Origin of the sequence: Cupriavidus oxalaticus, assembly GCF_004768545.1 — a bacterium.
In the GTDB taxonomy this organism is placed as follows: Bacteria; Pseudomonadota; Gammaproteobacteria; order Burkholderiales; family Burkholderiaceae; genus Cupriavidus; species Cupriavidus oxalaticus_A.
On the sequence record NZ_CP038639.1, the window covers coordinates 337,827 to 353,992 of the forward strand.

Below are 16,166 nucleotides of genomic sequence, written 5' to 3' on the forward strand. Positions count from 1 at the left end.
AATTTTTTCGCTGGCAAAAGAACTGCCGGGAAAAATGGCTCCTAATCCTGTGTTGCGCAATGTTTATATCGCCGTATCCTGCTCCGGTAGGTCCTGCTACCACCCGCGCCCGTCCCCTGATGAGCGCGGGTTCTTTTTTCGAGAACAGCTGGACTGCGCGGCGCAGGCTGGATTGCCGTCAACGGCAACCTGGCGGATACTGATGTGGGCGGCGCCGCAAGGTGTTACCCGATTTCTTCTTGGACGTTCTGCGGCTCTCCTCCATCGGAGCGAGGGCTGTTTTTTTTGGTCGCGCTCACTATTTGGCAAGCGGCGCGTCCAACTTGCCGACGGCAGCCGCCGCGGCGCGGTCGAGCACCGGACCTGGCGGTGTCATGTCGACCTGCGGGCGGTCTGACCTGGTTGCACAATCCGAAAGATCGCGAGTCGTTTGCCCTGCCCGCTGGCGCATAATAGAATTGCCAGTGAGTTGCTACCCCCGGTCTAGCCTCCTTCGTCTTGATCCGGACAAGTCAGGACGCAGGCAAGAACTCTCCCTCGATCGTGGCTACCACGCACGCACCGAGACCGAAGATGCGGCACGCTCCTGTGTTCGGATAAGCCGAGGATTCATGGTGATGGCCGTGGAAAGCGCGTTGCACGCCCATCGCTTCGATGAGCGTGTCAATCGCCTCGAACCCGTGTGGGTGACAAGCCGGGGCCTCGTGGCTGACCAGGACATCCGCATGCTGACTCAGTAGCGCGTTGTAGGTCTGCGGGAAGATCGTGCTGCGATGGCGCCGCGGCAGACCACCCCGCCAGTAATTCCCCTTCCCACATTTGGCCAGATAGTCAGTGGCGCTCTCTACGCGCGATGGTTCGGGCGGCATCCAGACCTGGCCGCGAAAAATCCCTCCCAACCCGGCAATCCGAAGGCCTGCAATCGTGACCACCCGCCCATCCAGGTTCCGGTCGGCCAGGCCCGAGCCGAACAGGTTGTCGTAGTCGGCATCGCTGTCGGTGTCGTGATTGCCAGGAATCCACCACACCTTCGTCAGGGGAAGGATGCTGGCGAGTTCTTCATCCAGTGGACGCCTGGCCTGAATGTCGCCAGCGAGCACCACCGCCTCGGGGCGGTGACGATGGACGCTTTCGATCAGCGGGCCGAACTCGCCATGGGGGTCGCCGCAAATGAATACGTGGCCTTCAGACATCGGTCTCGGATAGGTGACTTGGTTCGATGGCATCGACGGCGGTGAACCTGAACGGCCGGCGGGTGTAGGCGCGCCATGCGTCTCGGCCACGGTCTTGGTAAACGCGCCCCGTATGATCTCGTGCAACTGTGCATGACCTATCGGGCGCGCTCCGTTTGCAAAGTGGCAGTCCGCTGTCACCCGATTATCTCTGAATGATCGCCAATCTACCTGATCACCAGTCTGTCGAATGCGTAACCGCGACTGCGCCCGCGCAAGGTTACTTCATCCACCAGTATGGGTTCTTAAGTCAAAGCGGTACGCGGGACGACAAGACCTAACGAAGTAGACCGTTCCCCGCTTACAATGTTGCTATGCAATATGAATCTGGGCCGTAGAAGCGCGCGAATCGCCACAGGTCCTACGATCAGGGGAGGCGGCAATGGCGACAGCTCTGGCTGCGACCAAAGACAAAGCACTAAAGCTCCTAAAAACAGAGGGCGTCACGGTCGTGGAGTTGGACTATGAATCAGGATGGCAGGATGCGATTGAGCTGGGTAGGCTGGGCGAAAAGCTTGGCATACGTGTCCAGTATCGCGGCCATGAGAGTATTGCCGTCAGCTCGCCCGCTGCACTCGTTGCCGGACTGAGTCTCCCAAAGTTGACGTTCCGTCAGCGCAATCTTTACTGCCAATTTGAGCTCAGCATGCTACCAGCGGCTGACTTGGAGCGTCTGGAGGGAAAAGCGGAGAAGCTCGGCGACTACATCCTCGCTGGACATCTCACGAGGGATGTCGATGCTGTATGGACGGAGTAACGTACTGCCATGCAGCCCTCCTGAAGTCCAAAACAGAATCAGCGCCGCGCGTCGCGCCTTGGTTTGCCTGGCCGCGCTCGGGTAGCGTTTATCTCGCAGAGATCTGGTTGGCCGGTTGCGGATTGCCCGTCGTCGTGGCAGCCGCTACCATCCCTGAAGACTTGTTGTGCCCGGCGATGTCGGGCCGGTCCTGCAGGGGCGCAATCTGACTACCAACGGGAACGCCGTGACGAATCAGCTCGATCTTTTTGAAGATAGCCGCGATGTCATGCTTCGCAACGACGTGCTCACAGCGCTTGAGCAACGCAATGCCGCCGCCGGGCGTGAAGCACTGCAGCGCCTGGTCGCGGAATATCCAGACGACGCACTGGTGCCGACCTTGGAGACACTTGTCTGTGTGCTGGAGGCTCCCGTCCCCGAACACTTCGCGACTCACACGGCGCTGCGCGACACCTGCGAAGCGTGGGGTCTGCCGAGCATGTCGGCAGCGCGCGGAGCATTCGGCGACGCAGCGGGCATGGCTTGGTGCCTACCGCTGTGGCGTGCCGTTGCCCGGGCCGCCTCTCAATTGCCGTTTCACCGGGAGATGCCCGAATGGCATTCGGCACCCCTATGGATGCGCGCTGCGGAATGGACTGCGGCGTGCGACAGCATCAAGCGAATTGGGTCATGGCGACGAATTCCAACTCCCCTCGCCTGGATGGCCGAGACGGTCTACCGACTCCAGGGGCTTGACCCGGCATGGCCACTCTTGGCCGAGCTTGCCTGGCTATCCCCGAAGAGGCTCGGCGCGCTCATACAAACGCTCGGGGATTCGTCATTGCTGGCGCTGCGCCGGCGGTTCGATGCGAATTTCGACGGCGAGGGCATCATCGATGATCTTGCGTGGTTCCCCGCCTGGTCCTTGGCGGAAAAACCCGGACTTGCTGCCCTCTTACGCGCGTCCGAGCCCTCGACGGGCACATTACCCGAACAGGGATTGCGGATCATGCTGGATCTGTTGACCCTTGAGCGCCAGGGCCGCCAGCATGATTTGCTGGAACGGCGAAAGGACTTACACGGCCTGCACGCGGGCCTCTTCGAGGCCTACATCCGTACGCGGTAACGTCTCGGGCTTTTCGCGTTTGCACGCACTCGCAGGGCACAAAAAATGCTCTCCACCTCGCGGAAGAGCGCGCGCGCGGCGTTGACATCCGTGTCCTGGGGGCGGCGGTGATTGGCAATTTCAAGCGCCTGCGCAGCCAACACGTGTTGTCACATGATTACGCTGATGTGGCTCCCGCCACCAGTAATCATGTTGGCGCGCCAACCGACCGGTCGGTCATTTTTGCTCAACGAGACAGTGCTTGGGTCGCTTGCCAAACCTCGCAACGCAAAAAGGAATAGAGAATCTCTGAACTGATGCATGGCCTGCTCCACGCGTCGCGCAGCGGCACGAAGGCCCACATCAGGAGACGCCCCTCTTCACTGTTCGCAGAAATGGGTACGCACAGTCGCAGACCGATATCATGGGCATGAGGTCTAGCGCTCGGCATGCGGAGTTGACCTCATGGCGCGGCACGTTGCTGCTTGCCACCGCGCGCTCTGTGCGGCCTGGCCGGGGCGATCAAAACGGGGCGCCGGTGAGCGCCCATCCTGCCTCAATCGACCGGTTGCCGAAGGCCAACTCAGTTGAGGCGAAAGTTCACGCCGAAGCTTCGGGTGTCACGACGGTCTGTGCCACCTTTTTCGCCGGGGCTCGCTTCGTCGTTGCGGACTTCACCGCAGCCTTCTTCGACACCACAGTCGCGGCGGCTTTGCTACCAGCAGCCTTTTTCGAGGCGACCTTCGTGGCGGCAGCTTTGCCGGAAGCCTTCTTGACGCCTACAGCCTTCGCTTTTTTCGCCGCGAGCTTGTCCTTTGCGGCTTGCTTCTCAAAACGCGCTGCGGACTTTGCGGCTTCAGTTGCTTTCGCGACCTCACGCTTTGCAGCTTCAATGGCCTTCTTCGTGTCGGCGCGCAGTTTCAGCAAGCGCTTTTTCGCTGCCTGGGCTTCACGTGCAAGCACGCTCGCCTTCTTCGTCGGTGCCGTCAACTTCTTTGCGACAGGCTTCCTTTTGGTAACCGCGCTCGTCTGCGGCCATGTTGATTTTTCGTTATTCGTTGGAGCGCGGAGTATAACCTTGTCGCGATCTGCAGTGATCCGTGGGCTCACCATGGGGTTACCAAAGGGCCGAAATCTCAACCAACGATCCGATGTGTTTCAGCTTCGCTCCGCTGCATTGCAGCACACGTAGCGCTTGATTCCGGGGACAAGAGCGTTTAGTGTCAATGCTCGGTGTGCGCATACTCAGCGCGTCCTCGCACCGAGTTCTCTCTGTGTTGTTCCTGTCATCCTGCGTGGAACTCCGTCCACGAACCAGCAGTCGTAGTTCCTTTTCCGTCCCCCCGACAAGGAGCCTGACATGCTCAGTCCGCATGAAATTGCCGCGCTGCTACTGCTTGGCGATGCGCAAGACATCGACGATCTCGAACCTGAACAGTTAGACGGCTTGCTGGTCCACAAACTGGTGACGATGGAGCATCGGCGCGCGTCAAGGTAGATGTCGCCTCATTCATGCAGCCAAACGCTGGTTTTCGGCGCCTGGCTTGATACCGGAGGGCACGGCAATCTCGCGCTCCGGATTGAGCGTGACCGTTTCGATTGGCGACCAGTCTCGAGTGTTGCATGACCAGCGACGCGGATTGTGCTCACGGGCCTGAACATACAGCGCGTGGCGCGCGGCGAGAATCTTGTCGTCTTGTCCGGCGTGGCGCTGCGCCGGGCTCACGTAGCGGATGCCGCTGTGCCGGTGCTCATGGTTGTACCAGTGGACGAAGTGCGCCGCCCAGGCGCGCGCCGCGGCCAGATCGGCAAAGCCCTTGGACGGGAACTCCGGCCGGTACTTGGCCGTGCGGAAGAGGCTTTCAACAAACGCGTTATCGTCGCTCACGCGCGGACGCGAATACGAGGGCTTGACGCCCAGCCAGTGCAACATCGCCAGCACCGTGGTGGCCTTGAGCGTGGCACCATTGTCGCCGTGCAGCACCGGCTTGGCCGCCATGGCGTGAATACCCTCGGCCAGCGCCGTACGCTTGACGAGATGCGCCGCGTGGTCGGCGTCGTCCCGATCATGGACTTCGAAGCCCACGATCTTGCGGCTGTACACGTCCAGGATCAGGTACAGATAAAACCAGCGCCCGGCGACCTCAGCCGACAGGTAGGTCATGTCCCAGCACCACAGTTGGCGCGGGCCCGTGGCCACGTGCGTGGTAGGTGGCCGGCTTTGGCGCGGTGCCTTGGCGCGTCCTCGATGCCGAGTCTGCCCATGGGCGCGCAGCACGCGACCAAAACTCGATTCGCTGGCCAGGTAGACGCCCTCATCGGCCAGCATGGGCACGATGCGCGCCGGCGGCATGTCGGCGAAGCGCGGCTCGTTGGCAACGGCCAGAATGCGTTCGCGTTCCTCGATGCTCAGCGCATGCGCGGGCGTGGGCCGCTCGGCCCCGGGGCGGCGGTCGCCGACCACCAGGCCATTGTGGGCCTTCCAGCGTTGCAGCGTGCGCACGGTTATGCCAGCTACCTCGCAGGCCAGGCGCAGGCGAGCACCGCCTGCGTGAGCGGTTTCGATATGGCGGACCATCGTGTGGCGATCTTCCAGGCCGATCATGCGTCCTCGTCCTTGTCCTTCGGGAAGATCCCCTCTAGCTTTTTTGAGAGTATCAACAGGGCGGCGGCTTCGGCCAGGGCTTTCTCCTTGCGGCGCAGCTCGCGCTCGAGTTCCTGGATGCGGCGCCGATCGGCCTTTGTCTCACGGTGGGTGGCGCGCGCATCCTCGGGTTCAGCCAGCGCCTGCGTGGCGGCAGTGCGCCACTGCTCCAACTCCTGCGGATACACACCGTTCTCACGGCACCAGGCGTTCTTGCTGGCCTCGTCCATCGCAGCCGTCGCCAGCACCGCCTCGAACTTGGCCGCCGCTGTCCATGCCCGCTCGCGAGCGGGCATGGACATAGCGTCCGCACGCCAGCGCTCCAGCGTGGCCACTGCCACACCCAATTCCCTTGAAACCACTTCCACCGCCGCACTCTCCGGCGGTAACAACCGTGCTACCGCCCGGTCCTTAAAGTCTTGTCCGTATCGAGCCACTGCCATCCCTTATCGCCCCCAAGTTCGGATTCTATCGGGGCGACATCTATTCTGCCGCGGGGGGGCATGGCCACGGCAGCCCAAATGCCCACCCTCGCTTGACGAGTCAAGGGTATTCCATGCTTGAAGCCGTGCGCCGTATTGCGTAACGCCGCTCGATATTGAGCGCTCTTCACGTTTTGCTCTATTGTCGCGAAGAGTCCTTGGCGACGAATGCCGCTGATCCGATTGCATCGGACAAAGTCAAAGCCATACCGCTACAGTGACGAGTCGGTGGAAAAGACTGCCTTCTTGGCCATGTCGGTTATCGCCGGCTGCGCGTTGAGATTGAGCCAAAGACTAACTACCCAGCGCCTCAGTATCCCCGCAGTGCTGGCACGCATGTCCATGGGGTCGACAGCCGGCGGCTCGATGCGAATCATTGCATCCAGTCCCTGACCGTTTTGATCAGGCGGGGAAAGTGACTAGCATTCGTCTTTCCGGATGATTTCCACTTGCTCGTCAATGATGACCAGGAGGTCGACTACTGAGCCGGTGAAACGCTGCCGTACCCTCTCTCGTGCCTTGCGCTCGCTGGCCGAACGAACGAGCTCATAGGTGCCACCCTCCTCCGAAAGACGGATGACTCGCAGTTCCTTGCTGGGCGGAACCTGCAGCCAGTAAGAATACCCATTCCTTATCCCTCTTTCTGTGCGTTCGCGAGGAATCAGGTATGGCCGGGCAAGCATGATCTCGGCGTGAATCGCTTCAAGGGACATGGTGCTGCTCTCAAAAAAACGAAACCCCTGCATTGCGGGCAGGGGCGAATTTCATTCTGGAGTGCAGAAGCGGAGGTTTTTAGGCTTCTTCTGCAATCAGGAATCTCTTGGGGTTCTTACCGAGCCAAGCCGGTTGGCGACCACGGCCGGACCAAGTGTTCCCGGTTTTGGGGTCGCGGTACTTAGGGGGCAGTTCCGACTTCGGCTTGCTTGTACGGCTGCCTGCTGGACGGCCGCGACGGCGCTTGGCAATGTCTTCGACCGTCAAGCCATACTCTGCCATCAGGGTCTGAATCTTCTCGATGACGCCCGCTACTTCATTGGCGCGTACCTCTTCCAGTTGGGCTTCGAGGGCCTGCTTCTGGGACATGAGTTCCTTATAGGATGCCATTCGATTTTCCTTTCCAGTCGAGAGATGAGAGAAGATAGTTTAAGGCTAACCAAGCTTTAGCGCAAAACACTTTCACTCTGTGATTATGTGTGTGGAAAAACACCGAGGTAATGCCATCTGAATTCATTGAAAATAGGGCCAGGAGTCAATGTGGGACAGCGACCGACAGAACATGCTAGGTTACTGCGCCGGCGTGCTCGGGTCATCAAGAGATCCACTATGGCGGAAGCCAAACGCAGCCTTGGCTAGCTCGCTGGTCGGATCAGCTCTCCACCTGGTGCTCGATACGGACGCTAAGACCGTCGTGCCGCGTCCGCCGACGTCCCCGCATGCCTCTCCCCACGCTCGCCGGACAGGTCCGCAAGCGCAGCCTCGGGGTCGCCGGCCGGACTTGTTTCGCCATCTCCGCACTTCGGTCAATCTGACACAAGGCGAAGACATGCTCGTCTGAGCCCGGACTCGCTTAGTTCTCTGGAGGTCACAGAACTGAGCCGGAACCTGGCCACCAGCCAGGCGCTGGAGAGACGATTGGACCTTCCATCGTGCGGCAAGGCAAGCCAGCTTTGTAGGAATGACCTGATGGTGTAACAGATTGGGCCGCAAGACGTAATTTTGGCCCCCAAAGACCTTGTGACTTCAGCAGAGGGAGCTTGCAGGCTGGCATCGACGACCCATTATCGACGCAAGTCGCCTTTTGCGGCCCAATTCATTGCACCTTAGCGGTCGCCACCGCGGCTCACTATCAACGGCTGCAGTTTTGCTTCTGGCTCCCCTTCGCTATCGCGCTTTCCGCGCCTTGTCGCTGTGCCGCGGCAACTCTGGCGCTCGCCCGGCCACGCACGCTGCAACTCACCGTCGCCGTCGAATCGTGGCGGGAGCGCAAGGCAGACACCGGCCAGTCCGGTCACCGGAATGCTTCCCTTTCACCCCGCATTACCGAGGTCGCATGTAGGTACTTGGTGGGCCTGGCAGGATTTGAACCTGCGACCAAAGAATTATGAGTTCTCTGCTACTGACCCCTGAGCTACAGGCCCACTGTTTCACGACACAGGTACCACAACTGGTCCCGATAAGTCTGAAAGGGAAGGAGCTTACGTCTCGATTCCCCGCGACGCGCGAATGATAGCAGGCTTGGGTCATCGGACGACGAACTTAATACTCTGCCTCACGTAGCTCAGTGGTTACCGCGGAGGATTAGTTTGCCGGCTGACTTCCGATCATGGATCCGGCGCCAGCAGATTCTGGTCTTGGGCGATAGCCGATCCGCCATGTCAATGTGTCGATGCTGCAGAGGTAGCTATCCATCGACACAGCCCCCCAACTGTGGGGAGTACCCAGCTCGATTCCTCAAGGAAAATTCGCTGGGGAGGAAACCATGTTGAGAATTCTGCTACTGGGGCTTTTCACAACGAGTGCAGTGGGACAGACCGTATACCAATGTCGCGGGATGGACGGTAGAGTGACGCTCCAGGATCAGCCGTGTCCCGACGGCACAAAGACGGAATCGTCTCGGAAGACCATCGGTCAACTGAACGCGGAATATCGGGCTCAGCCAATTGTCATTGGAGATCCAAAGTCGGCCGAGCGACTTTGCTAGTGGGATCGTTTGCCCTTCGTTGCGGCAGCAGTATCACAACAATTTGGCATGGTCGGAACGCGCCATGCTGCGAAACGACGTTGCTGAAGTACAGCGAGCATCAGAAGCCGTACGTGCCATCGGCGCCCAGATATCGAAATATCGCTGTGAATAGCCAGGCCTTCGGGTTGCCAATACACGGTAAGTAGCGACGTGTAGATTCGCCACCCCCTTTTCTGGCCGCCGTGGCAACCGATCTCGGTTGCTGATTTGAATACTTACAATCGGGAGAGAACAGCATGATTCAATTTACAGCAGTCGGCAGTAGCAAGACCATGGCGCAGCTCGTTGACAAGCGCGTCGTGGTAGTCGGCGACATTGTGACAATGAACAAGAATCGCGACGTCTTGGTCGGTGGCCGATTGTGTTTGGAGGGCCGTCATATCGTCGAGCTGGTTCGTGCTGACGAGACGTTGCCAACCGCTTTCGCAAATGCGCCGGTCGTCGAAACAGGTGGCACCATCTATCCAGGGCTGTTCGATCTCCACAATCATCTGCCATACAACATGATTCCTTTGTGGGAGGTCGACCGTAGGTTTGATAACCGTCGCGAGTGGCAGACCGTCAAAGAGTATTACCCAGCGGTGACGGCGCCGTTCACGTTGCTCAACCAGAACAGAGACAAATCCTACCCTCGGGCGATAGTCCGACATGCCGAATGTCGAGGGTTGTTTGGAGGTGTAACCACTGGACACGGTATGCCATTGAAGAGTGGTGCCATGTACTCAGGCCTGATGCGTAACATCGAACAGCCGCTAGCTCCCGAGCTTCCCACTGTCAAGTCGAATACACCTGACTTCAATCCGGAAAAGCTTGCCGAAATGCTTGAATGGACAAAGCAAGGGCAGCCATACATCTACCACCTCAGTGAAGGCGTCGGTGCCTACGGTGAACGTGTATTTCGGGATCTTCAGCAGGTTCCGGGCGGGTTGAATCCCCACTTGATCTGCATTCACTGTGTTGGCATCCCAACGGATGGGTGGGAGGCGCTTAGGGTTGTTCCGGGCATCGTGTGGTCGCCGACTAGTAACCTGCTGCTATATGGGGAGACTTGCAAGATCGAAGAGGCGAAAAGCCGCGGGATCCCTATTGCTATTGGGGCGGACTGGGCCCCAAGCGGTTGCAAGAACTTGCTTGGTGAACTCAAGGTCGCACGGGAGGTCAGCCGGTACAAGGGCGGCGTCTTAACCGATGCTGAACTGGTGGCTGCGGTGACTATCGTCCCCGCGGCGATGGTGGGCTGGGACAAGTTCCTCGGCAGTCTTGAACCTGGCAAGTGGGCCGACCTTCTTGTGCTGGCAGGTACTGGAGGCGACCACTACGCGCGATTGGTGGAGGCCAAGGAGACATCCGTCCGCGCGGTAGTCATCGACGGGCGAGTTCGGCTCGGCGAGGACAACGGTCTCGTGATTGCCGACCCGCTCTCAAGCGAGCCGGTTTCCATCGGAGGTAAAGCCTATGTGCTGGATCTGGTCGAGGAGGGAGACGATGGGCTCGGCGGCGTGACCCTAGCACAGGCATTGGAAAAGCTTCGATATGGCCTTGAGCACCTGCCAGGCTTCGAGGACGGTCAGAAGACTCTTTTGCTAGCAAACGGCGTCACTGATGACAACGAACTAAGCCTGGAAGACGAAATGGCCCAGGAGAGCATGTCGTCAATCCTGTTGCGGGGCGATAACCTACCAGCTCAGTCCATGCGGCTTGCTCCGATGGCGGCAGTTGACGATCCAGATTTCCTGAGCGCAATGCGAGCCAGTGTGAACATGCCTGACTACGCAAAGAAGGCGTTCATGGACTGAAGCCCCGTTCCACGCTTCCGAGCGCCTACCCTCGACGGTGGGCCGAAGCCGGGTTCGGGCGAACGCCGACAGGACTCTGGCCGAGCCTAGAGCCCTGCCCGTTCCGGTTTCGATCGCCTTTGGTAGCAGGCGGCGCCTTCCGGCCGTGCCGGACGAGCCCGTCGTTACCAATTTGGCCGTCGAATTTTTCCCGGGGAGGGGAAAGCAAGCACTATGAGTTTTCACAGCTTACCCGGCGCCATGAATTCCATGCTGACATCCTTAGTCTCTCCGCTATCAGACTGTCCCGCCAGCTCCTCCCATACACGCCTAGCCTCACCATCGAAGCACGGCGAGCCCGACAGCAAGTATCGCCGTCCGCTTGAGGTTACGCCGACAGCTGCCTCACTGTCGAAGGATTGGATTGCGCTGCTCACTCGAACCTCATTGTTCTCGACGCAGTACCCCACAAAATGTCGTTGACCCGACCTTGTTTCGCGGACCCGCCAGCGCTCAAGTGTAACGAGCGGCTGTACATCGACCGGTGCAACCATGTTCACAGACATTACGTGTTCAACTATTGAAACCGCAGACGCCCGGAGCTTATGCCAGCCGGCCCTCTTTTGGCAAAAGGTGCATACGGGCTTTCGAGAGCGGACCGCGAACTAATGATCCATTGCCCGGTGTCAACGGACCAAGAGAGGTCAGATGTGTAGGGAATACCCGGCTCGGCCGGAATCGGTTGGCGTACTTCGCCGATGAGCTGGGTCGGGCTTTCATCGAAGCACACCAACGGGTGGTGCGGATCTGGGGTTTCGGCATACAGGTCGAGCACGTCTTCCATGCGTGCAACGTATTCCGCGTCGATCTTGGGAATGCACCACATGTCCTTGCGCCAGGGCTTCAGATCGTTCTCGGCCAGGCGCCGGCGTACCGTCTCGCGCGATAGCTCTTCGTGCTCGGTTAGTTTGACGAACGTGTCGGCGAGCAATTCCAGCGTCCAGCGTGCACGTCCCGCTGGCGGGTTGGTGCAGGCGGTGGCTATCAACAGGGCCTCTTCCTTGCCGCTGAGCTTGCGCTGGGCCCCAGGCCGAGCCTGTTCGTTCAGCGCCGCGTCCAGACCCATCTCCACGAAGCGACGCTTGGTGCGGTACACCGTGGATTCGCCAACCGCCACGGTGGCGGCAATGCTCGCATCATCCTTGCCAGCGTGCGCTGCAAGCAGGATCTGGGCTCGCTTGAGCTTGCGTGCCGCGTGCTTGCCGCCGCTTAGCATGGCAGCAAGCGCCTCACACTCGGATTGGTCGAGTTCGATTCGATAGCGTAGATTCATCCGGATGGCTTCCTTCGGGGGAGCCTCCTTCGACTGCCGGGGTTCCGAATGAATCAGAAATCGCTTCCATTGTCTGGCGAGCGCTCAGCCTGCCAGAGCTTCACCGACAAGCAAGGTCAGTATCTCGCCTTCATCTGGGCCTACAGCTTGATAAACGGCCGCTCTCCGGCCGAGCGCGACATGCAGCGATTTTTCGCCGTCACGGCTCCTTCCGTCCACCAAATGGTGTGAGGTAGCCTGATCGAGGCGGACACGCTTGGTCCTTAGATTAAGATCGTGGATCAGGAGTGTGCACAGATGAGCAAGGCAAGACAGACGTACGGGGAAGAGTTTCAGGCAGAGGCCGTGAGACTGGTGCTGGAACAGGGACTGACGCTGCAGTCGGCCGCGCAGCGTCTGGGGATTCCGAAGGGCACGTTGACGAATTGGGTGTCGAAAGCCAAGGCGCCTGGAACAGCAGCGGCACCAGGGGGCGTGACAGTGGCAGAGTTGGCGGCGGAGAATGCGAGGCTGCGCAAGGAGCTGGCCGAGGCGAGGCTGGAGCGCGATATTGTAAAAAAAGCCGCGGCGTACTTCGCCAGGGAATCACTGCCCGGTACGCGTTCGTGAGTCAATGGCGAGAAGTGTATCCGGTGAAGTTGATGTGCCGGGTATTGGGGGTCTCGCGCAGTGGCTACTACGACTGGACACACAGACCTTACGGGCTCAGTCCGGAACAGGAGCGGCTGCGTCTGGCGATCCGGGCAGCCCACAAGCGCACGCGTCAGACGTACGGTACGCGGCGCCTGCAGCGCGAGCTGGCTGGCGATGGATTCGTGGTCGGCCGTGATCGGCTGGCCAGATTGCGCAACGAGATGGGGATTCGGTGTCGGCAAAAGCGTCGATTCGTAGCGACAACTCGCTCGGCTCATAATCTGCCAGTGGCGCCCAACCTACTGGAGCAGAAATTTGAAGCCGACAGGCCAAATGCCGCGTGGGTGACAGACATCACGTATATCGCGACCGATGAGGGTTGGTTGTACCTGGCAGGAATCAAGGACCTGTACACGTGCGAGATCGTGGGCTACGCGATGGGGCCCAGAATGACACAGGAATTGGTGGGCGAGGCGCTGTTCCGGGCGGTGCGCAGCAAGCGGCCACGGCCCGGCCTGATTCATCATTCAGACCGGGGCAGCCAATACTGTGCTCACGGCTATCGCAGGTTGCTAGCGCAGTTCGGCATGCTGGCTTCGATGTCACGCAAGGGAAACTGCTACGACAATGCGCCCATGGAAAGCTTCTGGGGCAGCCTGAAAGCAGAGTTGGTGTACCACCATCGGTATGCCACCCGGCTGGAAGCCATGGCCTCTGTCCGTGAGTACATTGAGATTTTTTACAATCGCCAACGGCGCCATTCGAAGTTGGGGTACCGAACGCCAGGCGAAGTCGCTGCAAGCTACCTCAGTCGACTAGCTGCAGCATGAACCAGACGTGTCCGCGCTGGACAGAACACCTCAGTGCTCAACCTCGAACGCAATGGATTAATCCGCCGGCAAGCAGGCATCGCTCGCAGCATCGAACTGCTCGTTGACCACAACTGCTTGCCTGTCCTACAACCCAGCCAAACTGTCAAAACCTCCGTGCAGCGGTACTAGTGCAACGGTTCCCACTCGCGGAACCGAAGCTGAACGCCGTGCAGCGCTCCGTTCGAATCGGTAACGAGGTCACACTGAAGAATTTTTGACTCACCGACGGGGCGAACGATGCATTTACCGTGCGCGGGCAGAAACTCCATATCCGACGCAGAGGTGTGCCAGACAGAGATGGTATCCACCGCGAACGTACTCCCTCCGCCCTCGGTGCGCTCCTCCGGACCTGTGGCAAACGCCAACGGCACCTTATTAGTCGTTGCGACCACGAAACTGCTTCGTCCACTCTGATACTTCATTCGTAGCACGTTGTTGCTACACAGCTTTGTGGCGTCTGAACCGGCCATAGTCAAGCGCTCGCATACTCCGCTGGCCACTGTCATCTCCGCGGGTGCATTTGCCTGTGTGGTTGCCGACGGTTGGGCCACGCTCGGCGTCGTGTTGGCTTCGCGGCGCTCGGCCTTTACATGGTCGCCCAGCAAAGTGAACCAACGCTTCTGTGTCGGCGTAAACTGGCCCTTCGGTGTCTGGGCCGCGTCCGCCAAGAGTCGCTCGAAATTCCGCGCACGCTGAACGGGGATGCTGTGACGCTCATCACGCGATAACTGCAGAGCCGCTGCGCTCAGCGAATCCAGGGAGCGTAGCCATTTGGCCATTGCACGGACCGCCTGCGGCCGTGAGGAAACCATTAGCGACCCTGCAAACTCGTCCACTACATCTTCGTTGTCCCACCCTGGCATTCCCCAGAGATTAAGGAGGGTGTGTCCGACTTCATGCATGACCATGACCGGGAGTGCCTCGCTCGCGTCCTTCTCGAAAAGGTCGGCAATCAATTCTGTGCAAATCGTGATGTCCGGAGCCGAAAACGCATTGACCGTGCCGCATGGCTTCACAACGACCTTAAATTTCGGCAAGCTATAGATCTCGTCCAGCACATCCAACGGGATACGCATGAAATCCTCGATAGCTTTGCGCTGCTCCACCGTCCTGGTCCCGAGACGTGTTACCTCCAGTCTGGCTTTGACTTTCCCGTTCGCGGGAGGACGAACGAAGATAAGTTTCCCGGAGGTTTCCCCTGGAGGGAACTCCACAAAGCCGCTCCATTTCCCGCGCACCTCTCCAAGGCGAACCACCTTGGAATAGTCATTTCTGTCGAGATCTTGCGTCCGATAGGTCTCTACCGTGACCCCCGGCCCGTCTGTAGTCACTTTCACGCTGTAGATGTCACGTGTCTTCGTCGGGTAGACCACCTGGCCGAAACCGTTCTTTGTGGGCAGTTCTTCCGTCTGGTTAATAACGATCTGGGCGTAGGCGGGCGAAACTTCGACCGGTATTTTCGCGAACGCGGTAGTCGTGCATAGGCACAGTGTGGCGAGACCGAAAAATTTTTGTAGCATTCTTGTGCTCCGCTGCGGGGCGGTCGTAGGTCGCGCTTCTATGACACTACCGAGCGCGTACATGGCGACGCTGACCGCTGAGGGCGCATTGTCTCCTCATGTGTCGAAGCGCACAATCGCGACGCATGTTGGCCTGCGGCTTCGGCGCCTTTTACGACGATCGTTTCGCCATGAAATCAACATGTTAGCCTCTGCTTCCCTCATCAATGACGGGAGCAAAACCATAAACTCTGTGTTGTTACCGCAACGGCCGCCGACTCCGAGCAAATGACTCCACTCGCCCTCGCCATGCGAGCAAGAAATTGGTCCAATCGCAGCCGCGGCGAAGCTGTTGCGAAGCAGCGTGCTGGTGCTTTGGAGCACAGGCGACTTCCGCGATATCCGATATCCCCGAGATGCCTCCGTAGGATGAATGGAAAGTTGTGGTTGCCGCCGACCATATGGCAATCTGTCACGATGGCCGCGGCCGTTAGCGCGAGGTGCCGAGTCCCGAGCCCTCGACTCTCGCGCGTCTGCGCACCCTCGCGGTTCAGCACCAATCCGGTCGTTGCTACTACTGCTGCCTCACTATGTGGCAGCAATCCATGGAAGCATTCGCCGCGACCTTCCATCTCTCCAGTCGCCAGGCTCGCAACCTGCGATGCACGGACGAACATCTCCAGGCCCGGGTCGACGGTCTCCCAGCAAGCTCGTCAGCACGAGCTGCAGCACATCAGGCTCGGGCTTGCCTTTGCGAATCCGCGTGCCAGGCGTCCTGATGCTGACCCGCACTACACAAGCCCTTACCAGCCTGACCCGGTCCACTCCAGCGCGGACTCACGTCCCTGGCGGGATCGTTACAACGCCCGACTGCGCCCGTTCTAAGGTGGCCACGCGCCTTGCCGCCACTCGGACCACGGGACAGCACTCGCCTTGTCACAGCGCGGCGCAGGAATACCGGAATCCGTGCAAGGTGAAGGGATGAACCCCGGACGCGTCTGCGCGTCTCAGCGCCGTGGCGACGACAGATCTCCTCGAATTTCGTGCGCGGAAGATGGGCGGTCCTAGAAGAGTTCAAAACCATCCCGCGTGAGGTTACGTCGGCTTCCTAG

12 protein-coding genes, 1 tRNA gene and 2 pseudogenes are annotated in these 16,166 nt (G+C 59.6%); 7 read left to right on the forward strand and 8 right to left on the reverse strand.

The window, feature by feature from the left end:
- Positions 1-512: 512 nt before the first annotated feature.
- Entirely contained in the window at positions 513-1,193 is a 681-nt protein-coding gene (locus E0W60_RS36205; RefSeq protein ID WP_135707659.1) for a metallophosphoesterase family protein, read from the reverse strand.
- Between the two features lie 421 nt (positions 1,194-1,614).
- On the opposite strand from E0W60_RS36205, the gene E0W60_RS36210 reads away from it, so the two are divergent.
- The gene (locus E0W60_RS36210; RefSeq protein WP_135707660.1) at positions 1,615-1,989 is read left to right on the forward strand and encodes a PHA-granule associated protein 4; all 375 of its coding nucleotides are present in this window, start codon (positions 1,615-1,617) and stop codon (positions 1,987-1,989) included.
- 226 nt (positions 1,990-2,215) lie between these two features.
- The gene (locus tag E0W60_RS37960; RefSeq protein WP_240746147.1) at positions 2,216-3,094 is read left to right on the forward strand and encodes a hypothetical protein; all 879 of its coding nucleotides are present in this window, start codon (positions 2,216-2,218) and stop codon (positions 3,092-3,094) included.
- Positions 3,095-3,673: 579 nt separating this feature from the next.
- On the opposite strand, the gene E0W60_RS36220 is transcribed toward E0W60_RS37960, so the two are convergent.
- Positions 3,674-4,186, reverse strand: a complete 513-nt coding sequence (locus tag E0W60_RS36220; RefSeq protein WP_240746148.1) for a fumarate hydratase — start codon at positions 4,184-4,186, stop codon at positions 3,674-3,676.
- Between the two features lie 247 nt (positions 4,187-4,433).
- On the opposite strand from E0W60_RS36220, the gene E0W60_RS37270 reads away from it, so the two are divergent.
- Positions 4,434-4,571: a hypothetical protein gene (locus E0W60_RS37270; RefSeq protein WP_167884701.1), complete on the forward strand. Its 138-nt coding sequence runs from the start codon at positions 4,434-4,436 to the stop codon at positions 4,569-4,571.
- A gap of 12 nt (positions 4,572-4,583) precedes the next feature.
- Here the strand turns inward: E0W60_RS37270 and E0W60_RS36225 are convergent.
- The 4 genes from E0W60_RS36225 to E0W60_RS36240 all read right to left on the reverse strand — a co-directional run bounded on the left by E0W60_RS36225 (position 4,584) and on the right by E0W60_RS36240 (position 8,337).
- Positions 4,584-6,154 (reverse strand): IS3 family transposase gene (locus E0W60_RS36225; RefSeq protein ID WP_135707774.1). Its coding sequence is split into 2 segments (ribosomal slippage): positions 4,584-5,725 and positions 5,725-6,154, totalling 1,572 coding nucleotides; the frame shifts between segments, so codons are not numbered across the junction.
- A 464-nt stretch (positions 6,155-6,618) separates the two neighbouring features.
- Positions 6,619-6,912 (reverse strand): hypothetical protein, encoded by a 294-nt coding sequence (locus E0W60_RS36230; RefSeq protein ID WP_135707662.1) that lies wholly within the window; start codon positions 6,910-6,912, stop codon positions 6,619-6,621.
- 79 nt (positions 6,913-6,991) lie between these two features.
- Positions 6,992-7,303, reverse strand: coding sequence for an H-NS family nucleoid-associated regulatory protein (locus E0W60_RS36235; protein WP_135707664.1), 312 nt, complete (start codon positions 7,301-7,303; stop codon positions 6,992-6,994).
- 957 nt (positions 7,304-8,260) lie between these two features.
- Positions 8,261-8,337 (reverse strand) — tRNA-Ile (locus E0W60_RS36240).
- Between the two features lie 341 nt (positions 8,338-8,678).
- Here E0W60_RS36240 and E0W60_RS38515 point away from each other — a divergent pair.
- Positions 8,679-8,900, forward strand: a complete 222-nt coding sequence (locus E0W60_RS38515; RefSeq protein WP_135707666.1) for a DUF4124 domain-containing protein — start codon at positions 8,679-8,681, stop codon at positions 8,898-8,900.
- A gap of 278 nt (positions 8,901-9,178) precedes the next feature.
- Positions 9,179-10,738 carry an amidohydrolase family protein gene (locus E0W60_RS36250; protein WP_135707668.1) on the forward strand — a complete coding sequence of 520 codons (1,560 nt, stop codon included), beginning with the start codon at positions 9,179-9,181 and terminating at the stop codon, positions 10,736-10,738.
- Between the two features lie 700 nt (positions 10,739-11,438).
- Here E0W60_RS36250 and E0W60_RS36255 read toward each other — a convergent pair.
- Positions 11,439-12,050 (reverse strand): annotated as a pseudogene (locus E0W60_RS36255) (IS630 family transposase); the annotation flags it as partial.
- A 48-nt stretch (positions 12,051-12,098) separates the two neighbouring features.
- Between E0W60_RS36255 and E0W60_RS36260 the strand changes: the two are divergent.
- Positions 12,099-12,278, forward strand: a pseudogene (locus tag E0W60_RS36260) (MarR family transcriptional regulator); the annotation flags it as partial.
- Positions 12,279-12,347: 69 nt separating this feature from the next.
- Positions 12,348-13,513, forward strand: a protein-coding gene (locus E0W60_RS36265; protein WP_135706549.1) for an IS3 family transposase whose coding sequence is annotated in 2 segments (ribosomal slippage) — positions 12,348-12,612 and positions 12,612-13,513 — 1,167 coding nt in all. Because the reading frame shifts where the segments join, the coding sequence is not laid out codon by codon here.
- A gap of 167 nt (positions 13,514-13,680) precedes the next feature.
- Here E0W60_RS36265 and E0W60_RS36275 read toward each other — a convergent pair.
- Positions 13,681-15,075 (reverse strand): DUF4344 domain-containing metallopeptidase, encoded by a 1,395-nt coding sequence (locus E0W60_RS36275; protein ID WP_167884702.1) that lies wholly within the window; start codon positions 15,073-15,075, stop codon positions 13,681-13,683.
- Positions 15,076-16,166: the final 1,091 nt, after the last annotated feature.